Annotated in this window: 22 protein-coding genes; 15 read left to right on the top strand and 7 right to left on the bottom strand. The window is 65.3% G+C overall.

From position 1 onward, the window contains the following. Positions 1-62 precede the first annotated feature (62 nt). Together GGR61_RS18170 and GGR61_RS18175 are read right to left on the bottom strand one after the other, a co-directional pair. Positions 63-1,073, bottom strand: coding sequence for a TIGR00266 family protein (locus GGR61_RS18170; RefSeq protein ID WP_184409386.1), 1,011 nt, complete (start codon positions 1,071-1,073; stop codon positions 63-65). Positions 1,074-1,443: 370 nt separating this feature from the next. Next, positions 1,444-2,289 carry an ATP-binding cassette domain-containing protein gene (locus tag GGR61_RS18175; RefSeq protein ID WP_184623109.1) on the bottom strand — a complete coding sequence of 282 codons (846 nt, stop codon included), beginning with the start codon at positions 2,287-2,289 and terminating at the stop codon, positions 1,444-1,446. A gap of 156 nt (positions 2,290-2,445) precedes the next feature. On the opposite strand from GGR61_RS18175, the gene GGR61_RS18180 reads away from it, so the two are divergent. The 4 genes from GGR61_RS18180 to GGR61_RS18195 are packed head-to-tail and all read left to right on the top strand — an operon-like array spanning position 2,446 to position 6,291. Continuing rightward, positions 2,446-3,651: a fatty acid desaturase gene (locus GGR61_RS18180; protein WP_184409388.1), complete on the top strand. Its 1,206-nt coding sequence runs from the start codon at positions 2,446-2,448 to the stop codon at positions 3,649-3,651. A gap of 49 nt (positions 3,652-3,700) precedes the next feature. After that, on the top strand, positions 3,701-4,036 hold the full coding sequence (locus GGR61_RS18185) for a calcium-dependent protein kinase 21 (RefSeq protein WP_184623135.1): 336 nt from the start codon (positions 3,701-3,703) through the stop codon (positions 4,034-4,036). Between the two features lie 48 nt (positions 4,037-4,084). Further along, entirely contained in the window at positions 4,085-4,822 is a 738-nt protein-coding gene (locus tag GGR61_RS18190) for an ATP-binding cassette domain-containing protein (protein ID WP_184623111.1), read from the top strand. Beyond that, on the top strand, positions 4,819-6,291 hold the full coding sequence (locus GGR61_RS18195; RefSeq protein ID WP_184623113.1) for a glycine betaine ABC transporter substrate-binding protein: 1,473 nt from the start codon (positions 4,819-4,821) through the stop codon (positions 6,289-6,291). Before GGR61_RS18190 ends, GGR61_RS18195 begins: the two co-directional genes overlap by 4 nt. A 206-nt stretch (positions 6,292-6,497) precedes the next feature. Here the strand turns inward: GGR61_RS18195 and GGR61_RS18200 are convergent, their stop codons facing one another. Further along, positions 6,498-7,679, bottom strand: coding sequence for an aminotransferase class V-fold PLP-dependent enzyme (locus GGR61_RS18200; protein WP_184623115.1), 1,182 nt, complete (start codon positions 7,677-7,679; stop codon positions 6,498-6,500). 65 nt (positions 7,680-7,744) lie between these two features. Between GGR61_RS18200 and egtB the strand changes: the two genes are divergently transcribed. Then, positions 7,745-9,034, top strand: a complete 1,290-nt coding sequence (gene egtB, locus GGR61_RS18205) for an ergothioneine biosynthesis protein EgtB (protein ID WP_184623117.1) — start codon at positions 7,745-7,747, stop codon at positions 9,032-9,034. Further along, entirely contained in the window at positions 9,031-10,017 is a 987-nt protein-coding gene (gene egtD / locus GGR61_RS18210) for an L-histidine N(alpha)-methyltransferase (protein WP_184623119.1), read from the top strand. Before egtB ends, egtD begins: the two co-directional genes overlap by 4 nt. Before the next feature lie 47 nt (positions 10,018-10,064). Here the strand turns inward: egtD and GGR61_RS18215 are convergent, their stop codons facing one another. From GGR61_RS18215 to GGR61_RS18225, 3 genes are all read right to left on the bottom strand, one after another. Next, positions 10,065-11,384 carry a type II toxin-antitoxin system HipA family toxin gene (locus GGR61_RS18215; RefSeq protein ID WP_326520642.1) on the bottom strand — a complete coding sequence of 440 codons (1,320 nt, stop codon included), beginning with the start codon at positions 11,382-11,384 and terminating at the stop codon, positions 10,065-10,067. Positions 11,385-11,387: 3 nt separating this feature from the next. Then, entirely contained in the window at positions 11,388-11,648 is a 261-nt protein-coding gene (locus GGR61_RS18220) for a helix-turn-helix transcriptional regulator (RefSeq protein ID WP_184409394.1), read from the bottom strand. Positions 11,649-11,784: 136 nt separating this feature from the next. Continuing rightward, positions 11,785-15,492 carry an indolepyruvate ferredoxin oxidoreductase family protein gene (locus GGR61_RS18225; RefSeq protein ID WP_184623121.1) on the bottom strand — a complete coding sequence of 1,236 codons (3,708 nt, stop codon included), beginning with the start codon at positions 15,490-15,492 and terminating at the stop codon, positions 11,785-11,787. 160 nt (positions 15,493-15,652) lie between these two features. Here GGR61_RS18225 and GGR61_RS18230 point away from each other — a divergent pair, with 160 nt between their 5' ends. The 9 genes from GGR61_RS18230 (at position 15,653) to GGR61_RS18270 (ending at position 24,490) form a co-directional block, all read left to right on the top strand. After that, positions 15,653-16,291, top strand: a complete 639-nt coding sequence (locus tag GGR61_RS18230; RefSeq protein WP_184623123.1) for a tetratricopeptide repeat protein — start codon at positions 15,653-15,655, stop codon at positions 16,289-16,291. A gap of 581 nt (positions 16,292-16,872) precedes the next feature. After that, positions 16,873-17,790, top strand: a complete 918-nt coding sequence (locus GGR61_RS18235) for an AEC family transporter (protein WP_184623125.1) — start codon at positions 16,873-16,875, stop codon at positions 17,788-17,790. Between the two features lie 283 nt (positions 17,791-18,073). Then, positions 18,074-18,706 carry a ParA family protein gene (locus GGR61_RS18240; protein ID WP_184409398.1) on the top strand — a complete coding sequence of 211 codons (633 nt, stop codon included), beginning with the start codon at positions 18,074-18,076 and terminating at the stop codon, positions 18,704-18,706. A gap of 15 nt (positions 18,707-18,721) precedes the next feature. Beyond that, positions 18,722-19,198: a histidine phosphatase family protein gene (locus GGR61_RS18245; protein ID WP_184623127.1), complete on the top strand. Its 477-nt coding sequence runs from the start codon at positions 18,722-18,724 to the stop codon at positions 19,196-19,198. Positions 19,199-19,201: 3 nt separating this feature from the next. Then, the gene (locus GGR61_RS18250; protein WP_184623129.1) at positions 19,202-19,774 is read left to right on the top strand and encodes a YceI family protein; all 573 of its coding nucleotides are present in this window, start codon (positions 19,202-19,204) and stop codon (positions 19,772-19,774) included. Next, positions 19,771-21,807, top strand: a complete 2,037-nt coding sequence (locus tag GGR61_RS18255; RefSeq protein ID WP_184623131.1) for a phospholipase D family protein — start codon at positions 19,771-19,773, stop codon at positions 21,805-21,807. The genes GGR61_RS18250 and GGR61_RS18255 overlap by 4 nt, the downstream gene beginning before the upstream one ends. 283 nt (positions 21,808-22,090) lie before the next feature. Further along, positions 22,091-22,519 carry a hotdog fold thioesterase gene (locus GGR61_RS18260; RefSeq protein WP_184409402.1) on the top strand — a complete coding sequence of 143 codons (429 nt, stop codon included), beginning with the start codon at positions 22,091-22,093 and terminating at the stop codon, positions 22,517-22,519. 21 nt (positions 22,520-22,540) lie between these two features. Next, positions 22,541-23,440: a lysophospholipid acyltransferase family protein gene (locus tag GGR61_RS18265; protein ID WP_184409403.1), complete on the top strand. Its 900-nt coding sequence runs from the start codon at positions 22,541-22,543 to the stop codon at positions 23,438-23,440. 63 nt (positions 23,441-23,503) lie between these two features. Further along, entirely contained in the window at positions 23,504-24,490 is a 987-nt protein-coding gene (locus tag GGR61_RS18270; RefSeq protein WP_184409404.1) for an alpha/beta fold hydrolase, read from the top strand. Positions 24,491-25,208: 718 nt separating this feature from the next. Here the strand turns inward: GGR61_RS18270 and GGR61_RS20980 are convergent. Continuing rightward, positions 25,209-25,391: hypothetical protein (locus GGR61_RS20980; protein ID WP_221237446.1), on the bottom strand; the 183-nt coding region annotated here is incomplete at its 5' end.

Consider the following 25,391-nt stretch of genomic DNA (forward strand, 5'->3'; position numbering starts at 1 on the left):
GTTCATCGCATGGATCCTGCGCCCCCTACCGGCCGCCGGACGCGGCCAGACCGCGTCCACCATCAGAACCGGTTATCCCCATCCAGCAATCGCCCCAATCCGCCCAGTACCGAGCCTTCGCCGCGTTGCTGACCACCGGCTTGCGGGGCGGCCTGCAGCATGCGGCCGGCCATGCGCGAAAACGGCAGCGATTGCAGCCAGACCTTGCCGGGCCCGGTGAGGGTGGCCAGGAACACGCCTTCGCCGCCGAAGAACATGCTCTTCAGGCCGGCGACGCGGCGCACGTCCATGTCCACGCCCGCGTGATAGGCGACCACGCAGCCGGTGTCCACGTCGATGCGTTCGCCGGGCCCAAGCTCGCGTTCCACCACGGTGCCGCCGGCATGCACGAACACCCAGCCGTCGCCTTCGAGTTTCTGCATGATGAAGCCCTCGCCGCCGAACAGGCCGGTGAGGATTTTCTTCTGGAACGCAATGCCCAGCGACACCCCGCGCGCGCCGGCCAGAAAGCTGTCCTTCTGGCAGATCAGCTGCCCGCCGTGCTCGGACAGGCGCAGCGCCAGCACCGTGCCCGGATACGGCGCGGCAAACGCCACCTTGGCCTTGCCGCTGCCGGCATGGGTGAACACGGTGGTGAACATGCTCTCGCCGGTGACCACGCGTTTGCCAGCCGACAACAGCTTGCCCATCAGCCCGCCGCCGCCCGATTGCCCCGTGTGCGAGCCGTCGCCGAACACGGTGTCCATCTGCACCGCGGCGTCCTTGTACATCAGCGCGCCGGCCTCGGCGATGGCGCTTTCGCCCGGATCCAGCTCGACCTCGACGAACTGCATGTCGTTGCCGACGATGCGGTAGTCGATCTCATCGGCGCGCCCGGCCGCACCGGTCAGCGGCGGCGGCAGGCTGCTGCCGCCCTGCAACTCGGCCAACTGGCGGGCCGGCGTCCAGCCGTCGAGTCCGTCGCGCCAGGCCAGCGCATCGGGCTGGCGCTGGGCGTGTGCGCGGGCGCTGGCGTCGTCGAGTGGGCCGATGCGCTCGGCCTGTCCGGGAACATGGAAATACCATTGGGCCATCGGGACGACTCCTGTCTGTGCGTGGGTCGAGTCTAAGCCGAGTGCCCACGCCGACGTCCCGTGTCCAAGGTCATGCGCCGCTGCGCGAGTCTGGCGCGGCGGCAGCGTGGCGTTGCGGCACTGCGCCGCGCACCTGCATCGCGGCGGTGTGATGGCCGGCGAGTGCGGCCGACGCCCGGCGGCGTCTGGGCATGTCACCGCGAGGATGCCGCCCTGCCTGCGGTGCATGATGCGGCCGGCATCGCGCAGGTGGCGGGTGGCGGCGGTGTTGCGTGGCCGGCGCGGGTGCTGCAACGTGAACAAGCAGCGCTTCCAGTGCTGTCTGCATCCTGACGAAAACGCACGGTGTGCAGACGACCGCTCTTCCGGCTCACTCGCCGACGGTTGCCCAATAGCGTTCGCCATCGCGTTGCACCCGCACCGGGCCGCCGAACACGTCCGACAGGCTGGCGTCGGTGAGCAGTGCATCGCGCGGGCCGTCTGCCACGACGGTGCCGGCGCGCAGCAGGATCACCCGCGCGATCTCCGGCACGATCTCCTCGATGTGGTGGGTCACCAGCACCAGCGTGATGCCTTGCTGGGCCAGGTGACGCATGCTGTCGAGCAGGTGCTGCCGCGCCACCAGGTCCAGGCCGGTGGAGGGCTCGTCCAGCAGCAGCGCCTGCGGGCGGTTGACCAGTGCGCGCGCGATCAGCACGCGGCGGCTTTCGCCGGCCGACAGTTCGGCAAATTGGCGGTCCAGCAACGGCAAGGCGCGCGCCAGTGCCAATGCCTCACGTGCCCGCGCGCGCATCTCGTCGCTGATCTCGCGGTGCGGTGGCACCACATAGCTGGCGAAGAAACCGGACAGCACCGCACTTTCCACATCCAGCCCCGGCATGTCGGCCAGGTTCACGCTGAGATCGCTGGTGACGATGCCCAACTGCGCGCGCAGGCGATCCACCTGCCAGCGCGTCTGCCCAAGCACTTTCACCGCCGCCTGGCCATCGGCACGCACCAGCGGATACAGCTCGCGCGTGATCAACTTGATGAAGGAAGACTTGCCGCAGCCATTGGGCCCGAGGATGGCGGTGTGCTGTCCCAGCGCAATGCGCAGGCTGAGCGCATGCAGCACGCGCACCTGGCCGCGCATCACGCTGGCCTGGTCGAGTTCGATCAACGGGGTGGCGTTCGCAACAGCGACACGCGTTTCAGCAGAATCGGCAGCAGCAGTCATACGGGTGACATCAAGCGCAGTCTAAGGAAAGGGAGCGAGTGAACCGCTTTAGAAATGTAGAGCGCACCCTACGCATCCGAAGGGTGAAGTTTGCCGCCATCGCCCCCATCATGTCTCTACCTACCAAAAACAAATGGCGCTGCTGTGGAAATGCCGATGTTGTCCGAACCGATCATCGACCTGCTGACCTCCGGCGTGGCCGGGCTGGGCGTATGGGGCATGCTGGCGGTGCTGCTGGTGTTCACCCAGCTGACCATCTTTGCGGTGACCTTGTACCTGCATCGCAGCCAGGCCCATCGCGGTGTGGATTTCCATCCGGTGGTGGCGCATTTCTTCCGCTTCTGGACCTGGCTCACCACCTCGATGATCACCCGCGAATGGGTGGCCATCCACCGCAAGCATCACGCCAAGGTCGAGACCGAGGAAGACCCGCACAGCCCGCAGACCAAGGGCATCCGCCAGGTGTTCTGGCGCGGCGTGGAGCTGTACCGCGAAGCGCGCGCGCAGCGCGCCGACATCGAGCAGTACGGCAAGGGCACACCGACCGACTGGATCGAACGCAAGCTCTACACCCCGCATGCCAACGCCGGCCCGGTCGTGTTGTTGATCGTCAACGCGGTGGTGTTCGGATTGCCCGGCATCGCGCTGTGGGCGATCCAGATGGCGTGGATTCCGTTCTGGGCGGCCGGCGTGGTCAACGGCCTGGGCCACTGGTGGGGCTATCGCAATTTCGAATCGGCCGACACCTCCACCAACCTCACGCCGTGGGCGCTGTGGATCGGTGGCGAAGAACTGCACAACAACCATCACGCCTTTCCCAGCTCGGCACGGTTTTCGATGCGGCGCTGGGAGCTGGATATCGGCTGGATCGCCATTCGCGGGCTGCAGGCGATTGGTCTGGCCAAGGTGCTGCGCGTGGCGCCGTCGCTGGATATCCGCCCCAACATCGCCGTACCCGATGCCGACACGCTCAAGGCCTTGCTCTCGCATCGTTTCCAGGCGATGACCGACTACCAGCGCAATGTGTTCACCCCGGCACTGCGCGAAGAAGCCGCAGCCACCGGTGCCAAGTTGCGCCAATTGCTGCCGCGCCGCCTGCGCAAGGGCCTGGTCGATGACGGGCGCTGGCTCAAGCCCGATGCGCGCGCGCAGTTGCAGCGCTGGGTGGCCGAGCGCCCGCGCATGCGCACGCTGGTGGACTACCGCGCGCGATTGACCGCAGTGCTGGAAGCGCGCAGCCACGATGCATCCGAACGGCTCAAGCAGCTGCAGCAGTGGTGCCACGAAGCCGAGGCCAGCGGCAATGCCGCGTTGCAGGCCTATGCGGCACGCCTCAAGGGTTATGCGCTGAGTGGGGCGTAAGCGCGGCGGCGCGCGTGCGCTCGTGCCGACGAACAACGTACGTGGCGTGATGATGCGCGGGGTGCTGATCGCATGCAGTGCATGCGCCCCGCTGCTTTCCGCGCAGGCTCAGGTGCAGGACAGCCAGCAGTATCTGCAACGCATGGACACCGATGGCGATGGCCGGGTCAGTCGCGACGAATATCTGGCCTGGATGAGTTACGCCTTCGATCAGCGCGATCTGGATCACGATGGCGTGCTGCAGGGCGACGAACTCCCCGGTCGTCGCGGCAAGCCGATCACCCGCGCCGCGCATCGCGCCACGCTGAGCGGACGCTTCGCGCGCCAGGACGCCAATGGCGACGGCTATCTGAGCGCACGCGAATTACTGGCGCCGCCGCGCTGATGCGCGCCTTCGCGCTCATCTGACGCGGCGTTCGGCAAGCTCGAGCGCATGTTCACTCTCGACCAGGTCAGCCGTCGCTACGGCCAGGCCATCGCCCTCGACGCGGTTTCGCTGGACTTCGCCAGCGGCATTACGACCGCGTTGATCGGCCCCAGCGGCGCCGGCAAGTCCACCGTGCTGCGCATGCTGGTCGGGCTGGAATGGCCCGATACCGGCGTGGTCGCCTTCGATGGCGCGCCGCTGCAACGCGCCAGCCTGCTGGCGCAGCGCCAGCGTATCGGGTACGTGATCCAGGAAGGCGGGCTGTTTCCGCATCTGGATGCGCGCAGCAATGTGGTGTTGCTGGCGCAGACGCTGGGCTGGACGCGGCCACGTATCGATCAACGTCTGGAGGCCTTGTGCGCACTGTGTCAGTTGCCGCCGGCGCTGCTGGCGCGTTATCCGGCCGAGCTCTCCGGTGGTCAACGCCAGCGGGTGGGATTGATCCGGGCGCTGATGCTGGATCCACCGGCCCTGCTGCTGGACGAGCCGCTGGGCGCGCTCGACCCGATCGTGCGTTACGACCTGCAGGCGCAGATGCGCGAACTGTTCGCCCAGCTCGGCAAGACCGTGGTGCTGGTGACGCACGACGTTGCCGAAGCGGCCTACCTGGCTGACACCTTGGTGCTGATGCGCGCAGGCCGCGTTGTGCAGCAGGGCAGTGCGCGCAACTTGCTGGAACAACCGGCAGATCCGTTCGTCCGGCGCTTTCTCACCGCGCAGCGCAGCATCGGCGACGCCGCATGATCGCGCGCCTGCTGTGCGCAGTGGCAGTGCTGATCTGCAGCGTCGGCACGCAGGCCGCGCAGGTGACGATCGGTTCGAAGAACTTCACCGAAGCCGTCCTGCTGGGCGAGATCGCCACCGCCGCAGGTCAACGTGACGGCGTGGATGTGCAACATCGCGCGCAGCTCGGTGGCACGCGCATCCTGTGGCGCGCGCTGGAGACCGGCCAGATCGATGCGTACGCCGAATACACCGGCACGCTGGCGCAGGAACTGCTGCAGTTACCCAAGGCCAGTCAAGCCGAACTGCGCGCCGCACTGGACGCGCGCGGCCTGGCGATGACCGACTCGCTCGGCTTCCAGAACACCTATGCCTTCGGCATGCGTGCCGAACGTGCGCAGGCTCTTGGCATCGCAACGCTGTCGGATCTGGCACGGCATCCGTCGCTCACCATCGGCCTGAGCAACGAATTCATGCAGCGCGCCGATGGTTGGCCGGGCGTGCGCGCCGCCTATGCATTGCCGCAGACCGCGACCGGGCTGGATCACGATCTGGCCTATCGCGCGCTGCAGAGCGGGGCGATCGAGGTCACCGATCTGTACAGCACCGATGCGGAAATTCCGTATTACCAGCTGCAGGTGCTGCGCGACGACCGCCGGTATTTTCCCGAGTATCAGGCAGTGTTTCTGTATCGCAAGGACCTGGCGCAACGTTCGCCAGCGATGCTCAAGGCACTGCAGGGGCTGCAAGGCCGCATCGACGAGGCGACCATGCAGCGGCTCAATGCCCAGGTGAAGCTGGAGCGTCAGTCCGAGGCGGCCGTGGCTGCGCAATGGCTGGGCGTTGCACCCGCTTCCGCAGCCGACACGCGTTTCGCGCGTTTGCTGCGGCATACGCGCGAGCATCTGGCGCTGGTCGGCATCTCGTTGGGGTTTGCGTTGTTGATCGCATTGCCGCTGGGCGTGCTGGCGGCACGGCGGCCACGGCTCGGGCAGGTGGTGCTGTCGTTGACCGGCGTGCTGCAGACCTTGCCCTCGTTGGCGGTGTTCGTCTTTATGATTCCGTTGTTCGGTATCGGCGCCAAACCGGCGATTGCCGCGTTGTTTCTCTACAGTTTGCTGCCGATCGTGCGCAATACGCATGCGGGCCTGACCTCGATCCCGCGCGAGTTGCGCCAGACCGCCGAAGCGATCGGGCTGCCGGCGTGGACGCGCTTGTGGCGGGTGGAGTTGCCGCTGGCACGTCGCACGATCGTGGCCGGCATCCAGACCGCAGCGGTGATCAACGTGGGCACCGCCACGCTGGGCGCCTTGATCGGCGCCGGTGGCTACGGCCAACCGATTCTCACCGGCATTCGCCTGGATGACATCGGCTTGATTCTGGAAGGCGCGATTCCTGCAGCGGTGCTTGCACTGATCGTGCAGGCGGTGTTCGAAGGGGTGGAACGCTGGGTGACGCCGCGCGGGTTGCGGCTCAGCCAGCGCGGCTGATGCGCTGCTGCAGGTGTGTGGTGCGCGCGCACTCAAGCCGGATGCGATGAGTCATCCGCGTGCCATCACCCGCATGCCCACCACGCAACGCGTGCCATGAACCGTAGCAGCGCTGGCGCGCGATGAGGCCTTGAAAGCTCAATGGCCGGCCATCGCCGCAACGGATGCTGGGCGACACCGCGAGCGAGCGGCGGTGCCGCTCAGCATCACCCACCCGGCAGCGCTGCAATCAAGCCGGCGAGCGCCTGCTCGGTGACCGTCAGGTGCGGTGCGATGCGTAGACGTCCGTGCCGCTGCGTGCAGATCGCCGCATGTTTGCCAAACGTCGCCGCCACAGCATCCAGTTGGGCTGCTGGCGGCTGCAAGGCTGTCAGATGCGCTGCGTGACCGGGCGTACACCAGCTGCCCAATCCACGTGCATGCAGGGCCGCGTCCCAACGCGAGGTGAGCGCCCCCAACGCAGCGGCAATGCGCGATGGCTGCCATGCAGTGACTTGTTGCAACGCGGCGGTCGCCATCGCTATCCGCAACGGATCCGCAACGCCGCCCGCATCGAACCGCCGTGCACCGCTGCGGTAGGGCGGTGCGTTGGTGGCCGGAAAGTCCCAGCTGCTGCCGGCATCGCGGCCGATCCAGTGTTCTTCGATCGGCACGCCGTGCGCACGCCACTGCGGCGCCACCCACAGCCAGGCCAATCCCATCGGCCCCAGCAACCATTTATGGCCGACGCTGACCACAAAGTCCGGCTGCCAGCGCGGCAGGTCGGTCGGCAGCACGCCCAGACTCTGGCTCAGATCCAGCACCAGCGCCGCGCCGCGTGCATGCACCGCTGCGCTGATGCGGTCCAGGTCGAGCTGTCGCCCGTCGAGCCAGTACGCATGCGGCAAGGTCACGATGCGCAATGCCGGCGTGTCGGCGATGGCCTGCAGCACCGTCTCGGTCAACGCCGGGCTCGCTGTCGTCGGCACTGCCACGATGCGCGCATCCATCTCGGCGCAGCGGCGTTGCCAGATCAACAGGTTGGACGGGAACTGGCCTTCCAGCAGCAGCACCGCCTCGCCGCGTTGCAACGGCAGATTGCGTGCGGCGGTGGCCAGACCATGCGCTGCCGAGGGCAGCATCGCCACGCCGTCGGCATCGTTGTCGAACAGGCCTGCGGCCAGCGCGCGCAATCCTTCGATGTCCTGTAGCCAGGTATCGAACGGCAGTTGCCACGGCGTGGCCAGCGCATCCACCGCTTGATGCGCGATCGTTTGCACCGCGCGTAGCAGCGGACCGCGCGAGGCAGCATCCAGATACGTGATACCGATAGGCAATGCGAATGCCTGATGGCGTTGCTCCCATTCGATGGGCAATGCAAGCAGGCTGGACAAAGTAAAAGATGACATGCCAACAGCTTACCGCTGGCTGCCACGCTGCCGACACGGCGCGTTCACGGGCGCTCCTCAAGCATATGGGAATGTCTGCACTCTCCCCTCTGCTGGGCCACCTCCAGCAACAGCAGTTGACGCTGCTGGAACGCTACGCGCAGACCCGCGCGCTGAGCGATCGCCTTGCCGCACCCTTGAGCGCCGAAGACGCCATGGTGCAGAGCATGCCCGATGCCAGCCCGAGCAAATGGCATCTGGCGCACACCACCTGGTTTTTCGAACGCTTCGTGCTGCAGACCGATCCGGCCTACCGCGTGTTCGATCCGTCCTGGGATTTTCTGTTCAACAGCTATTACCAGAGCGTGGGACCGATGCATGCGCGCGCGCGTCGCGGCGTGTTGTCGCGCCCGTCGTTGCAGCAGGTGCGCGACTACCGTGCGGCGGTCGATACGCAGATGCGGCAGCGTTTGCGCGATGGGTCGCTGGATGCCCAAGCCTGCACCATCGTGCAACTCGGCATCCAGCACGAACAGCAGCACCAGGAACTGCTGTTGACCGATATCAAACACGCGCTGTGGAGCAATCCGCTGCAGCCGGCGTATCGCGATGCGCCGGCACCGCCTGCTGCCATCGCCAGCACGCTGCGCTGGCATGCGCGTGACGAGCAGATCGTGGAAATCGGTGCTGCGGCCTGGCCGCAGTCCGATGCGTTTGCCTACGACAACGAATCGCCGCGTCACCGTGTCTTGGTCGGTGCACATGCGTTGGCGCATCGCGTGGTCACCAATGCCGAATTCCAGGAATTCATCGACGCTGGCGGCTACCGCAGTGCCGGTGCCTGGCTCAGCGACGGCTGGGCGATGGTGCAGGCGCAAGGCTGGCAGCGCCCGTTGTATTGGGATGCACAGGGGCGCGAGTTCACCCTCGACGGCTGGCGCACGCGCGATGCGCACGCGCCGGTATGCCATCTGAGCCTGTTCGAAGCCGATGCCTTCGCACGGTGGGCCGGCGCGCGCCTGCCCACCGAAGCCGAATGGGAGCAAGCCGCCACCGGCGTGACAGTGCAGGGCAATCTTGTCGATGCCGATGCGCTGCATCCACGCGGCGCCGAAGCGGTGGATACCGGCTTGCAACAGCTGTTCGGCGATGTCTGGGAGTGGACCGGCAGCGCCTATCTGCCGTATCCCGGCTTTGCGCCGTGGCCCGGCTCGTTGGGCGAATACAACGGCAAATTCATGAATGCGCAATGGGTGCTGCGCGGTGGCAGCTGTGCCACGCCGGCCAGCCACATCCGCGCCAGTTACCGCAACTTTTTCCCCTCCGATGCGCGCTGGCAGTTTGCCGGCGTGCGCCTTGCCAAGGATCTGTCTTGAACGCCGCCGCCCATGCCACCCAACGCGCGCATGCCGCGCTGACCGATCTACGCCCGCAGCCGGACGACATCACCGCCGATGCGTTGGCTGGTCTGTCGCAGACGCCCAAGACCCTGCCGTCGAAGTATTTCTACGATGCACGCGGTTCGCAGCTGTTCGAAGCGATCACCCAGCAGCCGGAGTACTACCTCACCGGCACCGAACTGGCATTGCTGGAGGCCAGCATGGCTTCGATCGCGCAGGCGATCGGGGCCGGCGTGCATGTGGTCGAATACGGCAGCGGCAGCGGGCGCAAGACCGAGTTGCTGCTGCAGGGCCTGCGCGATGTGGTGGCCTACACGCCGCTGGAAATTTCGCGCACTGCCTTGCTCGAGAGCACTGCGCGGCTGGCGCAGCAGTTCCCGCAGATCCAGATGCTGCCGGTCTGCACCGACTTCACCAAGCCGCTGCGGTTGCCCGATGCGCAGCGCCCGGCGCGCCGGCATCTGGTGTTCTTCCCCGGTTCGACGCTGGGTAACTTCACCGATGCTGCCGCCATCGAGTTGATGGATGCGATGCGCCAGACCATGGGCAGCGATGGCTGCGCGTTGATCGGGATTGATCTCGACAAGGATGCCGCGCTGATCGAGGCCGCCTATAACGATGCGGCTGGTGTCACTGCCGAATTCACCTTGAACCTGCTGGCGCGGCTGAACCGCGAAATCGGCAGCGATTTCGATCTTGAGGGCTTCCGCCACCACGCGGTGTATGCGCGCGAGCGCGGTCGCATCGAAACCTTTCTGATCAGCCAACGCGCGCAGCGCGTGCGCGTGGGCGGCAAGGCGTTCGACTTTACCGAAGGCGAAGCGATGCAGGTCGAATACAGCTACAAATACACCGACGCCCGCTTCGCCGAACTTGCTGCGGCTGCCGGGCTAAAAGTTACCCACGGTTGGAACGATGCGAAGGACTGGTTTGGTCTGCGCTTGTTGCGTCCGTTGTAAGGTTGCAGCGCAGAGTCCGAACAGCCAAAAGGTGTGTTCGGCTGCGCTTAGCGATCAGCTGGCATCTCACGCAGATGCTTGGCCGCTTCTCTCATGCCGCTGAAGACAGTCTCTGCCAGGGACATCGGAAACTCTGCCGGTAGCGTGTTTGCAACAAGATCCAATGCGCTTTCCAGCTGTTCCAATAGTTCTTCGATCCAGGGTTCGGCACCAGCACGCACCCCACAGGCACGTGCAGTGTCGTTCCAATGGCGACGGCGGATATCTTTCAAGCGACGATGCCGGTTTTTGCCAGCCACGGCCATCGCCAATGCCGCGCGATGTGGATCCAGCTGCTGTGCGCCGCGTCCAAGGATGGGATAAACGGATAAAACGTCGTAGAGCGGCGTCATGCGGAAACGTCCGCCTGACTCGATCATCAGACTGAAATTCTTGGCATGTCCGTCGGTGGCTGCCATCAGCCAGAACAGGATCTGCGTCTTGAAGAAGATTTCACGGTCGGAAGGCTGACTCGACTGCCGGAGTAACTCCATGATCGCCACGATGCCGGGGCCGCCGTCGCTCTCGTACTTCTTCGACGAAGACACACCGAATGCCTGGCACAGGTCTTCCTGGGGAAGGCGCATCCACCACTGTCCGTCCGGCGATAGACGCCGGTCGAAACGTTCAACAATCAGGGCGCGCTGTTCCTGGAATCTTCCCATCGTGGTGACAGCCACGGGAATACCAAATGCGGCGAGCAGTTGCGCGCACAGCCATTCGTTTTCGACTGAGGCCTGCATGTCCGTGCGCATGTTGCCGACCAGCCCCAGCGGTAGCTTGAAGATATGCGTACTCGGTGTGCTTCCCAGGGGCACGCACCACTGATGCTGATGATGTAATAGCGCGGTTTTTTCCTGGGCGCCTGCCAATGACAGCCGGAAGTCGTCGTTATCGCCATGCTGGCCCGGTAGCAGGGGCGCGGTGACGCCGCGCAGCACAGCGGCAACCTCGGTATCGGTCAGTGCTCTGTTCTGGATGCTGCGCATATGCTCGGGTTCGGCATCAATTGCAAGCAACTGGATTGCGCCGACACAATCGCTGCCGACAGCCTGCAGCAGGTCAAATGTGCTGGCCGAGTCGGTTTTGAAACGTTCCCGCATACGACGACGGATGTCCGTGCTATCGGGCAGCAGATTGTCGAAATAACGGGTGACTACATCGCCGCGATGCGATTGCCCTTCGGGCAACAATGGAAGTGATAGGGACAGTGGCCGTGCCTGGGGCGAGTGGAGCCATTCGGAGAGGTAGGTCAGCCGCGCTCCCTGCACATCCTCTCGCCAACGCGCGACGCGCAATCCATTCATCCATACGCACAGTTCGGCCACGGCTTACCAAGCCTCTTCGGAAGGATTCGAGGTGCTGTCGTTGCGCGGGTTCAGCGAAACCTCCACGTTTAGAATCGCCCATACGCGCATCAGGCGTTCGAATGTGGCGGCCTCAGGCTTGCGCTCCAGTGCGCTGACTGCTTGCCGGGTGATACCCAACTGTTCGGCCAACTGATCCTGGGTCAGGCCTTGCTGCTTGCGCAGCGCCCTGAGCACAGGACCCAGTTGCTGCGCTTTCTGGATGGGGAAAGCGGTGATAGCCATCGTTGCTGGCGCATGATCGTCGGATTAAGCAAGCTATAGCTTTCCTTATCGAAGTGCAAGCTATAAGTTGCTTTTTATAGAAGCAACCTATAAGTTGCCTATCTGGAGAGGTAACCGACCATGCTTTACGTCTTGATCAAGCTGCCTGCACCACATGCAACGCCTTGGGATTGCGCCACTGCGCCAGCAGCGCGGCTTCGCGCGCCTTTGCTTCGCGCAGATGCGCTTCCTTGATATGGCCATAGCCGCGGATATGTTCGGGAATGCTGGCGATCTGCGCGGCCAGGCCGACGTTGTCGATATCCAGGCGTTCCAGCAGGGTGTCCACTGTCGCCAGGTAGTCGGCAATCAGCTGGCGCTCGCCACGCCGTTCGGCGCTGTAGCCGAACACATCCAGCTTGCCGCCGCGCAGGAATTTCAGCCGCGCCAGCAACTTGAACGCAGTGAACATCCACGGCCCGTATTCGCGCTTGATGGCATGGCCATGCGCATCCTTCTTGGCCAGTAATGGCGGCGCCAGATGGAAGCGCAGGGTGTAGTCGCCCTCGAACTGTTGCTGCAGACGGCGCTGGAAGTCGCCGCGCGTGTACAGCCGCGCCACTTCGTATTCGTCCTTGTAGGCCATCAGCTTGAACGCATAGCGCGCCACGGCTTCGGTCAACGCGCTGCTGCCGGGCGCGCGCTGCGTTTCCTGCGTGCGCACGCGCTCGACCAGCGCGCGATAACACTGCGCGTAGGCGGCATCCTGATAGTCAGTGAGGAAGGCGACGCGGCGCGCGGTGGCGTCGTCCGGCGACTGCGCCAGCTGCTCGTCGTCGAGCGGATGGGTCGGTGCATCGACATCGTCATGCAGCGGATTGCCGTTGTTCTGCGGCAAGGCACGCGGCGCCCGTTGACCGCCAAGATCGTGTCCTTCCCAGCTGCCGGGCAGGCGCGCCTGCGGCGTATCGGCATGCGCATGCGCAAGCTCGCCTGCGTCGCGCAAACCCGCCGCACGCCGCACCGCCGGCAGATCGATCGCGGCCAGGCGCCCCCACGCAAACGCCTGCTGGTTCATCGCCACCGCCGCGCCATTGAGCTCGATCGCGCGCATCAGCGCCGCATGCGATAACGGCACCAGCCCGTGTTGCCAGGCGTAACCGAGCACGAACAGATTGCTGGCGATCGCATCGCCCAGCAGCGCGGTTGCCAATTGCGTGGCATCCAGCAACAGCGGCTCCTGGCCGCCGAGTGCGGTACGCACGCCGGCGATGATCTGGGCGGCGGGAAACTGCAGATCCGGTTGGGTGGTGAAGGTGCCCGGCATGGCCTCGTAGGTATTGAGCACCACCTGCGTGCGGCCGTCGCGGACCTTGGACAATGCCCAGTAATCGTTGACCACCACCATGTCGCAGCCCAGCACCAGATCCGCTTCGCCGGCGGCAATGCGCACCGCGTGGATCGCGTCCGGTTGGCGTGCAATGCGGATATGCGTGGTCACCGCGCCGCCTTTTTGCGCAAGGCCGGTCTGATCCAGCACCGTGGCGCCCTTGCCTTCCAGATGCCCGGCCATGCCGAGCAACGCGCCGATGGTCACCACCCCGGTGCCGCCGACGCCGGTGATCAGGATATTCCAGGGCTGTTCCAGCGTGGTGCGTTGCGGCGGCGCCGGCAGGTTGTCCAGCAATGCGCTGGTATCGCGTTGCTTGCCCTTGCGCGGCGCACCGCCGTGCACGGTGACAAAGCTGGGGCAAAAGCCCGACACGCAGGAATAATCCTTGTTGCAACCGGACTGATCGATCTGCCGCTTACGCCCGAATTCGGTGTCCTTGGGCAGCACCGAAACGCAAAAACTCTTCTCCCCGCAATCGCCGCAGCCTTCGCACACCAGCGAATTGATCATCACCCGTTTGGGCGGGTCGACCAGCTTGCCGCGCTTGCGCCTGCGGCGTTTTTCGGTGGCGCAGGTCTGGTCGTAGATCAGGATCGACACGCCCTTGATCGTGCGCAGGTGCTGCTGCACCGCGTCCAGTTCGCTGCGATCGTGGAAGGCGACCTCGCTGGGAAAACGCTCGCGCCGGCGCGTCCATTTGCCGATGTCGTCGCTGACCACCGCAATGGTATGGATGCCTTCGGCGTGCAGTTGATGGGCGATGTCCGGCACGCTGAGCGTGCCGTCCACCGGCTGGCCGCCGGTCATCGCCACCGCATCGTTGTAGAGGATCTTGTAGGTGATGTTGACGCCGGTAGCGACCGACTGGCGGATCGCCAGCGAGCCGCTATGGAAATAGGTGCCATCGCCCAGGTTCTGGAACACGTGTGGTGTGTCGGTGAACGGTGCCTGCCCGGACCACGTCACGCCTTCGCCGCCCATGTGGGTAAAGGTGTCGGTGGCACGGTTCATCCAGGTCACCATGTAATGGCAACCGATGCCGCCGAGCGCACGCGAGCCCTCCGGCACTGCGGTGGAAGTGTTGTGCGGGCAGCCGGAGCAGTAATGCGGCACGCGCGGAAACAGTGCGCGCGGCAAAGCCATTTCCGCTTCCTTGGCCTCCATCCAGCGCAGCCGCTGTTCGATCGAGTCGGTCATCGCGCTGGACGGCAGCGCAAAGCGCTGGATGCGCTTGCCGATCACCGCCGCGATCGTGGCCGGGGTCAGCTCGCCGGTGGAGGGCAGGATCCACGCGCCATGCTCGTCGTACTTGCCGACGATGCTCGGCCGCGCACCGGCACTGGCCGGCCAGTTGTAGAACAACTCCTTCATCTGGCGCTCGATGAAGGCCTTCTTTTCTTCCACCACCAGGATGTCTTCGAGCCCGTGCGCGAACGCGCTGATGCCCACCGGCTCCAGCGGCCAGGTCATGCCGACCTTGTACACGCGGATACCGATCTGCGCGCAGGCCTGCGCATCCAGTCCCAGGTATTCCAGCGCCTGCAACACGTCCAGGTAGCTCTTGCCGGTGGTGACGATGCCCAGCCGTGCATGCGGCGAATCCAGCACTACCTTGTCGATCTGGTTTGCCCGCGCGAAGGCCTGCGCGGCGGCGATCGCATAGCGGTGCAGGCGCATTTCCTGATCCAACGGCGGATCGGGCCAGCGAATGCTCAAGCCACCCGGCGGCAGCGCGAAGTCCTCCGGCAGCACGATGCTGCGTGCGAACGGATCCACCTCCACCGACGCGGACGATTCCACCGTCTCGGCGATGGTCTTGAAGCCGATCCAGCGCCCGGTGTAACGGCTCATCGCCCAACCGAGCAGGCCCATGTCCAGGATGTCCTGCACCCCGGCCGGGTTGAGGATGGGCATCATCGCGCTGACGAATTCTTCTTCCGAGCCATGCGGCAGCGTCGAGCTGCGGCAGGCATGGTCGTCGGCGGCCAGCGCCAGCACGCCGCCATGCGGCGAGGTGCCGGCGGCATTGCCATGCTTGAACACATCGCCGCTGCGATCCACGCCCGGGCCCTTGCCGTACCACATGCCGTACACGCCCTGCACGGTGGCGCCGGGGAACAGGTTGGTCTGCTGGGTGCCCCAGACCATGGTCGCGGCCAGGTCTTCGTTGAGGCCGGGGGTAAAGGTCACCTTGGCCGCGTCCAGATGCTTGCGCGCGCGCCACAGCTCCAGATCGAAACCGCCCAACGGGCTGCCGCGATAGCCGCTGATGAAACCGGCGGTCTTCAGGCCGGCGGCATCGTCGCGCAAGCGTTGCATCAGCGGCAGTCGCACCAACGCCTGCACGCCGGACAAGTAGATGCGTCCATCGGCACGCGTGTACTTGTGCTCAAGTGAGTAGTCCGCATCCAGCTGGCCGAGCTCCGGCGTGTTGGCAGCGTCGGGGGAAGAAAGTGCGGCAGTACTGGTCATGGCGTGCCCGGAAAGGGTGGCTGGAACCCGGGGCTCCAAAGGCATCGCAAGTGTAACAGCCGCTATTCACGTCCTTGGCCGGCGAGTGTGCATCGCGGCGATACTGAGGTTAGGATGGGACCGGGTTGGGGTTTGTCGTGTGTCGCAAGGGGAAAAACCGGTGAGAACGAAGTTCGCATGGGCCATTGCGTTGGCCCTGCTCGGAGGCGTTTGGTCGTTGGCGCAGGCGCAATCCCTGCCCAAGCCCAAAGAATTTTATTTCGACGAAGACCGCAGTACGACCAAGGCCGTGGTCGCCGTGCAGGGTCAGGGCGATGCGGTGGTCGACCGGTTGGCGGCGATGGTGCAGCGCGAGGCGCGCGCGGCCGAGCCACGCGCACAGCTGGCATCGCTCGCCTACGCCGGGGGCCGCACCCAATTGGGCGACGAGCTCTACCAGGGCGCATTGGCATTGGTCTCCAACGGTGGCCAGCAATATCGCACCATCACCTGGAATTACGGCTGGGATCTGTTGCGCGCCGACAAGCCCGACAAGGCGCTGCAGCAGTGGGCCACGCTGGCCAACGGCCGCCCGCTCGCCCCGGAATGGCTGCCGACCACCGCCGCATTGGCACTGTGGCGCGCCGATCGCAAGCAGGAGGCGGTCCAGTGGTACGCCGCCGCTGTGCGCACCTGGCCGGATCGCTGGAGCAGCCCCGCCAACTACGCCAGCCAATTGCCGGACTGGCGCGAGGCAGAGCGCGCCACGCTGGCCGAGGTGTTCGCCGCCTGGAAGGCCAACCCGCCTGCGTTCCCGTAAAGCGGCATCGCATGGAGGGAAACCACCGCAGCGCGATGGGTGCATCGGCAGCATCTGCGGTGGGCCATCTGCCGCAAGGGTTGCGTTCGCGTAGAAGCGGCCTGCGCAACGTGCGTCGTCCTCGAAGCGAGCGGTATGGACGTCGTTGGCGACCGACTGCTCCACCTATCGTGCGGCTGTCGCGACTGCGCACCCAGGGACGCGCCCATTCGCCATCACCGGCCGTCGCAAGTCCCCCCTTTAGCTCTATAGGGCATCACTAGACGGTGTGGATGACGCCGCGACGGAGCGACGTGTGCTGCCTGGTACCCGCCACCATCACACGACACGTGGTCACTACACCGTTGTGGGCGCTTTGTCGGCATCCATGTCGCCAACGGTGCCGCGGCGGTGAACGGACAAGGGCCGTGCAGATGGTCGGTCTGCATGGTTGACCCCGGCTTGCGTCTATAGCGGCTGCGGGAAACCGCACAGGGCGGCCGCATGTGCAGGTGCGCGTCAGGCCAACGCGCCGCAGATCCAGGCCTGCCACGCGCGCCGTGCGATCCTGTGCGTCGCTTTCCGACGGACCTGATCACGCCATGGCGGTGGATGCATTTGCATTGATTCTGACGATGCTGGGGCTCGGCCTGCTGTTCGCCCGCCTGCGGGTGCTGCCAGCTAACAGCGCCGAGGTGCTCAATCGCATCGTCTTGTATGTCTGCCTGCCTGCCTCGGTGCTGACCTATGTACCGCGCCTGCATCTGGATGCCTCGCTGGGCGGTGTGATCGCCACCCCGTGGTTGCTGACCGCCATCATCGTGCCGCTGCTGTGGGGCTGCAGCCGTGTGTTCCGGTTCGGCCGCGAGGAATACGCCGCGCTGCTGATGTGCGTGGTGTTCACCAACTCCAGCTTCATCGGTTTTCCGATGGTGCGTGCGCTGATCGGCGACCAGGCCTTGCCGTATGCGGTGGCCTACGACCAGTTCGGCACCTTCGTGCTGTTGTCCACCTTCGGGCTGTACGTGCTGGCGCGCTACAGCGGCGACACGCCGCCCACCACGCGCATCATCCTGCTGCGGATGCTGCGGTTTCCGCCGCTGTGGGCGCTGCTGTTCGCGCTGACGTTGATGCCGGAACACCCGCCGACCTGGATCGGCTCAGGACTGAAAAGCCTGGCCGATGCGATGCTGCCGCTGGTGATGCTGGCAGTGGGCTTCTCGCTACAGTTGCGTCTGCCGGCGGAGGAACTCAAGCCGCTGGCGGTGGGTCTGGTCTTCAAGTTGGCGCTGATGCCGGTGCTGGCGCTGCCGCTGTCCTGGGCGCTCGGCCTGCACGGGCAGGTGTTGCAGACCAACGTGCTCGAATCGGCCATGCCGACCATGATCACCGCTGCCGCATTGGCCATCTCGCATCGGCTTGCACCGCGTCTGGCCGCAGCGATGGTCGGTTACAGCATCCTGCTGTCATTGCTGACCCTGCCTGGGTGGGCCTGGCTGTTGGCGCGTCTGGCGGCGTGATGCGATGCGGTTCAGCAGCGTGGACAGCAGTGCACGCATGCGCAAGCGAGCGCATCGCGGTGCAATGCTGCATTGCGATGACAGCACCGCCAATGCAACGCAGGGCAACTGACGACACGCTGCAGGCATCCGCCAGGCACACGCCGCGCACGCATCTTCGCCCGCCGGCCGCACGCGCGTGACCCTGGCGCCTGCAGTGCGTTGTCGCGTTTAACACGTTTCGACTACTTCCTCACCCGCGCGCGGTGTACGCTGCCGGCTTGCTCCCGGAAGCGAGGCGTGCATGAAGACAGTCCTGGTGGCCAGCTCCAAAGGCGGCGTCGGCAAGACCACGATCGCCACCAATCTGGCCGCACATGCGGCGTTGCAGGGCCAGCGCACAGTGCTGGCAGATGCTGATCCGCAAGGCTCGTCCACGCGTTGGGCGCAGCGCCGCGCCAGTCTCGAAAGTGCGGTGCTGCCCATCGATGCCACCCGTCGCCGCAGCTGGCAGGCCGCCGTGCCCGATGGCACCGACCAGTTGATCATCGATGCCCCGGCCGGGGCGATGGCCGATGATCTCAGTGGGTTTCTGGACCACGTCGATGCCATCGTGGTGCCGGTGCTGTCCTCGGCGCTGGATATCGAAGCGGTGGTCGGCTTCCTCAACACGCTAGCCAAGGTGCCGCGCGTGCACCAGCGCAAATTGCCGGTGGGCCTGGTGCTCAATCGCGCCCGCCCCTGGACCCAGACCTCGCAACAGGCGGCCGACATGATCGGCACCTGGCCGTACCCGCTGGTGGCCCAACTGCGCGATACCCAGGCCTATGTGGTCATGGCCGGGCTGGGACGCAGCCTGTTCGACTACCGCTCGGCGCAGGTGCGCGACCATCAACAGGACTGGGAGCCGCTGTTCAAGTGGCTCAAGAAATCCTAGAACCGGATAGATTCCATGCGCGAATTGATCTTGCTGCGACACGCCCACGCCGAACCGGCCGACACCGGCCAGGCCGATTTCGATCGCCCGCTGTCCCCGCATGGCATCGCCGAGGCCGAATCGGCTGGCCGGTGGCTGCGCGAGCAGCGCCTGGTGCCGGACCGCGTGTTGTGCTCCCCGGCGCGGCGCGCCCGCGAAACGCTGGAAGCGGTGCTCGAGCTCACCGGCTATATCGAGCAACGCCTCGATCAGCGCATCTACGAGGCCACACCCGGGACCCTGGCCAGCCTGGTGGACGAACACCGCGAGGCCGAGCGCCTGCTGCTGGTCGGCCACAACCCCGGCCTGGAACGCCTGGCCGCGCTGATGCACAGCGGGCAGACCGGCGATTACCGAGGCATGCCGACCGCCTCCATCGCCTTGCTGGCATTGCCGCTGGACGCTGCCATCGAGCCGGGCATCGCGCGCCTGACCGCCTTCTGGTGGCCCTGATCCGTGACCCCATCGCTGCGCTGGTACGCCTGGCTCGTCCTCTGGGTCGCGCTGCCCTGCATGGCGCAGCAGAAGCTGCATTCCATCGATCCGGTGCAATCGCGCTTCGGATTCGAAATCAAGACCCGCTTCGGCATGAAGATCGAGGGGTTGTTCCCGCGGTTTCACGGTGAGGTGGTGGAGTCGCCCGAGGGACGCCAGCAGGTGCGCTTCCGTCTGGATGCCACGCAGGTGGAAATTCCCGGCAAGGACCGCTACACCTCGTGGATGCGCGGCGAGGATTTTTTCGATGTGGAACAGTATCCGGTGGTGGAGTTCGAGTCGTTTCCCTATACCGAAGAAGCGGTAAAAAAGGGCGGCGACATCACCGGCAACCTGACCATTCGCGGAATCACCCATGTGGAGACCCTGCATGTGGCGGCGGCTGAATGCGCACGGCCGGGCTATGATTGCGATGTGATCAGTCGAGGTACGGTGCTGCGTGGACGGTACGGAATGAATGCGTGGCAGATGGCCCTGGGCGACAGGGTGACGTTCATTCTGCGTGGCCGGCTGCAGGAGGCGCGGCGCCCGTGACGCTCCTGTTGAGGGTGCTTGTGCTGGCAACGCTGTTGCTCGGCACCGGATGCGCCGGCCTGTCGCAAATCGAACGCAACCGTGCCGCCGGCATCGCCGCTGCCGCACGCAGTACCGCAGTCAATTGCACCCAGGCCAATCATTGCGCCCAGGTCTCGCCCTTGCGCACGCTCGGCGGCGATGCGATCACCGCTTCGACGCCGGCCGCGCCACGGCACTACGCCACCATCGTCGATCACGGCGAGGAATCGCTGGTTGCGCGGCTCAACCTGATCCGCAGCGCCACCCGCAGCATCGATCTGCAGACCTACATCTTCGACAAGGACGACAGCGCGCGCATGGTGCTGGATGCGTTGGTGGACGCCGCCCAGCGCGGGGTCAAGGTCCGCATCCTGATCGACCAGCTGTCGGCGATCGCCGATCTGCAGATCCTCGGTGCGCTGGCCAGCACCCACGAAAACCTGCAGCTGCGCATCTACAACCCCACCTTCGGCAAGGTCAAGCTCAATTACTTCGACTATGTCGGCAGCGTCGCGTGCTGTTTCCGCCGCTTCAATCAGCGCATGCACAACAAGTTGCTGGTGGTGGACGATGTACTCGGCGTGGTGGGCGGGCGCAATTACCAGGACGACTATTACGACTGGGACAGCGAATACAACTTCCGCGACCGCGACGTGATTCTGGCCGGGCCGGAAGTGCGTGCGATGGCGGCCAATTTCGATGCGTTCTGGCGTGCGCGGCGCAGCGTGCCAGCCGAGCGGCTCAACGATGTCGGACGCCTGTTGCTGCAGCAGGGCGCCCCGACGATGCCGGCGGCCGACGTCCAACGCCCCGATCGGGTGGCGCGCGTGGACCGCGAGGCCCGCGACCCGCAATTCGTGCGCGATGCCTTCGTCACGCCCGCCATGCCGGTCCAGCGCGTGCTGTACGTAGCCGATCTGCCGCAGAAACACCGCAAGGAACACGCCGCCAAGGCGGTGTCCACGGCGCCGGAGCTGGACAGCCTGATCGCCGGCGCGCAACAGGAAGTGTTGCTGCAAACGCCGTATCTGGTGCTGTCCGATGCGGCCCAGGCGATCTTCCGCGACCTGCGCAAACGCCCGCAACCGCCGCGCATCGTGGTTTCCACCAACAGCCTGGCCGCCACCGACAACCCGATCGTCTATGCGCTTTCTTACAAGTTCAAGCGCCGCAACCTGCGCGAGTTGGGCTTCAACATCTATGAGTACAAGCCGTTCCCGCTGGATGCGCCGGTGGACTACGCCAACCTGGTGCCGGACCCGCTCAATGCCGCCTCCGAGCCTGCCAGCGGCGATGGTCGCGTCAATCGCCTGATCGGCGGCAGCGCGGCCGGCAACGCGATGCGCGGGATTGGCGGTGGCGGCGGCGGCGGCGGCGGCGGTGGCGCCGATGCGACGGCGCGCACTGCGAGGCGCGGTGCGACAGGTGGGCGTGTGCCGGGTGGCAGCGAAGTCGATCGACGCGTGTTGCGCACCGAGACGCGGCCCTCGTTTCTGGGCACGCGTGCGGTCAACAAACCCTTGCCGGTGACCCGTGCCGGTGCGCGTATGGGCCTGCACGCCAAGTCGCTGGTGGTGGATCGCCGCATCGGCGTGATCGGCACCCACAACTTCGATCCGCGCAGCGAGAACTACAACACCGAAGCGGCGGTGGTCATCGACGATGTGCGCTTCGCGCAGGCGCTGGCGGCCAGCATCGAACGCGACATCGCCCCGGAAAACGCCTGGACGGTGGCTTCGCGCGAAAAACCGCCGGTACTGAGCGGATTGAACTACAGCGTGGGCAAAGTGTCGGAAGCCTTGCCGGTGCTGGATTTCTGGCCCTGGCGCTATGCCACCAATTACGAATTCCAGCCGGGGCCGGGTTGCCCGTTCCCGCTCAAGCGGCAGGATCCGCAATTCCGGCAGTGCTATGTGGCGGTGGGCGATTTCCCCGAGGTCAACGTCGGCCCGAAGTGGCTGCTGGTCCGGATGCTGACCGCCTTCGGCGCCGGGTTGGTGCCGATTCTTTGATCGGGTAGGTCGGCAACCGGCCGCTGTGATGGCGAGAGGTTGCGCGGCGCATGGAGGCAGGCCGAGCGTTGACGCCGCACAGCGATGATGTCGGCCGCAGCACCCAGACAACCTGCATGAACCGTTGCAGCACCCTCGGAGCCGAGGCAGTGGGCGACAGTTGAACCACACTTCCCGGCCGCAGACGCTGTTGCGATTCCCGATTCCCGATTCCCGATTCCCGATTCCCGATTCCCAATCCCCAATCCCCAATCCCCAATCCCCAATCCCCAATCCCCAGCCTATGACCTTCCGTGAACCCGTCGATCTGGCCGCCCTCAACGCCTCCAGTCGCGACACCTTGACCGAGCATCTGGGCATCGTCTTCACCGATGCCGGCGACGATTGGTTGCGTGCCACCATGCCGGTGGATGCGCGCACCAAGCAGCCGTATGGCCTGCTGCATGGCGGCGCCTCGGTGGTGCTGGCCGAAACCCTGGGCAGTAGCGCCGGCAACCTGTGCGTGGATATGACCACCCACATGTGCGTCGGACTGGAGATCAACGCCAACCATCTGCGCGCCGCCCATCAGGACTTGGTCACCGGTACCGCCCGAGCCGTGCATGTGGGGCGTACCACCCAGGTGTGGGACATCACCATCGACAATCCGGCCGGCAAGCGCGTGTGCGTGTCGCGGTTGACCCTGGCGGTGGTGCCGCGCCTCAATGGCTGAGGATGTCTTGCAAGCACATGGGTGGAACAGCGCCGCCCGTCGCCGGCACTGCGCGATGGCCGAGCTGCTGTCACAATAGTCGCGCTTCCTTCCTTTGGTACCGGTTCCGTTCCGTCAATGAGCGAGTCATCCCTGGACGCCACGCGTGCTGCTGGCGGCGCGACGCGTTGGTTCCGGTACCTGTATCGGGTGCCGTTGTTGCTGATGCACCTGAGCATCTGCCTGCCGATCACCATGCTATGCGTGGTGGCGCCGCCGCTGGCGCGCATCCGTACCGGACGCGACGACACCCTGGACGAGCGCATGATCCGCTGGTGGCAGGGCAACCTGATGCGCATCTTCGGATTTCGCCTGCGGCGTTTCGGCACGCCGCTGCCGGGTGCGACGTTGTTCGTGGCCAATCACGTCAGCTGGGTGGACATCTCGATGCTGCACAGCCAGCGCGTGATGGGCTTCGTGGCCAAACGCGAAATCGCCGGCTGGCCGTTGGTGGGGTGGCTGGCGACCAAGGGCCAGACCATCTTCCATCAGCGCGGCAATACCGAGTCGCTGGGCGGTGTGCTGCAGGAGATGCTGCTGCGCCTGCAAAGCGGCAAGCCGGTGGGAGTGTTCCCGGAGGGGCGTACCCGTGGCGGCACCGAGGTCGGCCCGTTCCATGCGCGCATCTTCCAGGCGGCGGTCGAGGCCGGCGTGCCGGTGCAGCCGGTGGCGCTGCGCTATGGCGAGCGCGGCAATGCGCAGGCGGTGGTGGCGTTCGGCGAGCGCGAGAGCTTCTTCGCCAATATCGTGCGCCTGCTCGGCGAGCCGTCGCGGCTGGCCGAAGTGCATTTTCTCGAACCGATTCGCGCATTGGATATCGAAGGACGTCGTCGCCTGGCCGATACCTCGCGTCAACGCATCATCGCCGCGATGGAGTCCTGAGCCGGCGATGCGCATGCTCATCGCCCCTGCGGCCAGCGCAACCTTCTCTGGCCCGATGAGCGCATGAACGCCTCCGACTATCTGCCGCCGCGCTGGCTGCGCAATCCACATGTGCAGTCGGTGCTGGGCAGCAGCGCATTGCGGCGGATCCGCAGCCGCCAGTTGCTGGCTGCCAGCGGTGCGGTCACCACCGAGCACATTCTCGACGGTGGCGACGGCGTGCGCTTGCAGGGCTGGATGAGCATCCCGCCCGGCGACGCGCCGGTACGCGGTACGGTGCTATTGCTGCACGGCTGGGAAGGCAGCGCCGAGTCCAATTACATGCGGCTGACCGCAGCACGCCTGCTGGGACTCGGTTACCAGGTCTTTCGGCTCAATTTCCGCGATCACGGCGGCACCCATCACCTCAACGTGGATCTGTTCCACTCCGATCGTATCGACGAGGTGGTCAACGCAGCAGGCGATCTGTGGCGGCGGTTTCCTGCGCCGCAATTGCTGGCGGCCGGATATTCGCTGGGCGGCAATTTTGCGCTGCGGCTGGCACTGCGCGCGCCGGCCGCCGGGTTGCCGCTGGTACGCGTGGCGGCGGTGTGCCCGTTGCTGGATCCTGCCGCGACCATGCTGCAGCTGGAAAACGGCCCGCAGTTCTACGATTGGTATTTCCGCCGTAAATGGCGCGACTCGCTGCTGCGCAAGCGCAAGCTGTTCCCCGAGCAGCATGGTTACGACGATGCCACCCTGGCGCTGGACATGCGTGGCCTGATGGCCTGGCTGGCCGAGCAACACACCGGGCATGGTTCGCTGCAGGCGTATTTCGACAGTTATTCGATCGCCGGCGAACGTCTGGCCGGCTTGCAGATTCCGTGCGCCATCCTGATGGCCGAAGACGACCCGGTGATTCCGTTCGGCGACTTCGCCGCCTGGAAGTTGCCTGCGCATGCGCAACTGGAAATCGCGCGCTGGGGCGGCCACTGCGGCTTTCTGGAAAACGCGCGTGGCGACGGCTTCGCCGAACGCTGGGTGGCCGAGCGGCTCACGGCTGCACTGTAGAGCGTGCTGTTTGCATTGCCGTGTCACGTGATGCGTGGCATATCGCTCCAAGGTCTGCCAGTTGCCCAGTGAAATAACATAGGCAACTGGTTCGCGTTAGTTTAAGAGCGGCTAACAAAACGACTTCGCGTCAGCCTACTGCAGGCCGGCTGATCTGCGGCCTGGCTGCAGGGCCCTTGCCCGCCCAGCGTCGCGGGACACGCTGCAAGGACGTCCTTGTAAGCTCTTACGCGGCATCCATGCCGCGTAAGGTCCCGCGACGCTGGGCGGGCAAGTACCAGTCGAGATGGTCGGCATGCATGGGTTTAAACACAGCAACCAGCGGAGTCTCTGGTGCGGTGTCCTCGCCGCTTGCGGGACCGTGTGGCGGCATGGATGCCGCCACCGAGCCTCCAGGGATGGATGCACGGCGTGTCCCGCGAGCGGTGAGGGCACCGCGCCCTCGACCCACTCAGTGTTTGATCTGTGCTTCTGACTGCATCCACCAAGATACGACCGACAAAACCACTGCACTCACTGACAGGCGCTCGCTAGGTTTTGTTAGCGGCTCTTAGGCAACTGGTTCGCGTTAGTTAAGTCGCCACGCCAAAAGCGGCTAGCACGAATTGCTAGGTCGTGCAGGTGCTCAGATTCCCTTCCCAGCGTCCGCTGGAAACAAGGCGCAATGCCTCGAAATAATAATATTTTTGATTCGTGCGAAGTTTTAATAGCCCAACATCTAGGAGCGCAGGTAGCGTTGCGCCATGAATGAAGGTCCTAAGGAACCTCTGAACAACGCACCACAGATACGCGACACTACCCGCCTGATGTTGAGGAGTGATCCATGCAACTGACGTTCGGTGACGCTGAGGGCCTGGGCAAGCGCAAGCAGACCCGGCGCGAGATTTTTCTGGCCGAGATG

Source organism: Xanthomonas sp. 3058, from assembly GCF_014199765.1.
Taxonomy (GTDB): domain Bacteria; phylum Pseudomonadota; class Gammaproteobacteria; order Xanthomonadales; family Xanthomonadaceae; genus Xanthomonas; species Xanthomonas campestris_B.

Excerpts from the sequence above, each read along its gene's own strand:
- GGR61_RS18170 (WP_184409386.1), bottom strand. The coding sequence starts at position 1,073 with ATGGCCCAATGGTATTTCCATGTTCCCGGACAGGCCGAGCGCATCGGC.
- GGR61_RS18175 (WP_184623109.1), bottom strand. The coding sequence starts at position 2,289 with ATGACTGCTGCTGCCGATTCTGCTGAAACGCGTGTCGCTGTTGCGAAC.
- GGR61_RS18180 (WP_184409388.1), top strand. The coding sequence starts at position 2,446 with ATGTTGTCCGAACCGATCATCGACCTGCTGACCTCCGGCGTGGCCGGG.
- GGR61_RS18185 (WP_184623135.1), top strand. The coding sequence starts at position 3,701 with ATGATGCGCGGGGTGCTGATCGCATGCAGTGCATGCGCCCCGCTGCTT.
- GGR61_RS18190 (WP_184623111.1), top strand. The coding sequence starts at position 4,085 with ATGTTCACTCTCGACCAGGTCAGCCGTCGCTACGGCCAGGCCATCGCC.
- GGR61_RS18195 (WP_184623113.1), top strand. The coding sequence starts at position 4,819 with ATGATCGCGCGCCTGCTGTGCGCAGTGGCAGTGCTGATCTGCAGCGTC.
- GGR61_RS18200 (WP_184623115.1), bottom strand. The coding sequence starts at position 7,679 with ATGTCATCTTTTACTTTGTCCAGCCTGCTTGCATTGCCCATCGAATGG.
- egtB (WP_184623117.1), top strand. The coding sequence starts at position 7,745 with ATGGGAATGTCTGCACTCTCCCCTCTGCTGGGCCACCTCCAGCAACAG.
- GGR61_RS18220 (WP_184409394.1), bottom strand. The coding sequence starts at position 11,648 with ATGGCTATCACCGCTTTCCCCATCCAGAAAGCGCAGCAACTGGGTCCT.
- GGR61_RS18225 (WP_184623121.1), bottom strand. The coding sequence starts at position 15,492 with ATGACCAGTACTGCCGCACTTTCTTCCCCCGACGCTGCCAACACGCCG.
- GGR61_RS18235 (WP_184623125.1), top strand. The coding sequence starts at position 16,873 with ATGGCGGTGGATGCATTTGCATTGATTCTGACGATGCTGGGGCTCGGC.
- GGR61_RS18240 (WP_184409398.1), top strand. The coding sequence starts at position 18,074 with ATGAAGACAGTCCTGGTGGCCAGCTCCAAAGGCGGCGTCGGCAAGACC.
- GGR61_RS18245 (WP_184623127.1), top strand. The coding sequence starts at position 18,722 with ATGCGCGAATTGATCTTGCTGCGACACGCCCACGCCGAACCGGCCGAC.
- GGR61_RS18260 (WP_184409402.1), top strand. The coding sequence starts at position 22,091 with ATGACCTTCCGTGAACCCGTCGATCTGGCCGCCCTCAACGCCTCCAGT.
- GGR61_RS18270 (WP_184409404.1), top strand. The coding sequence starts at position 23,504 with ATGAACGCCTCCGACTATCTGCCGCCGCGCTGGCTGCGCAATCCACAT.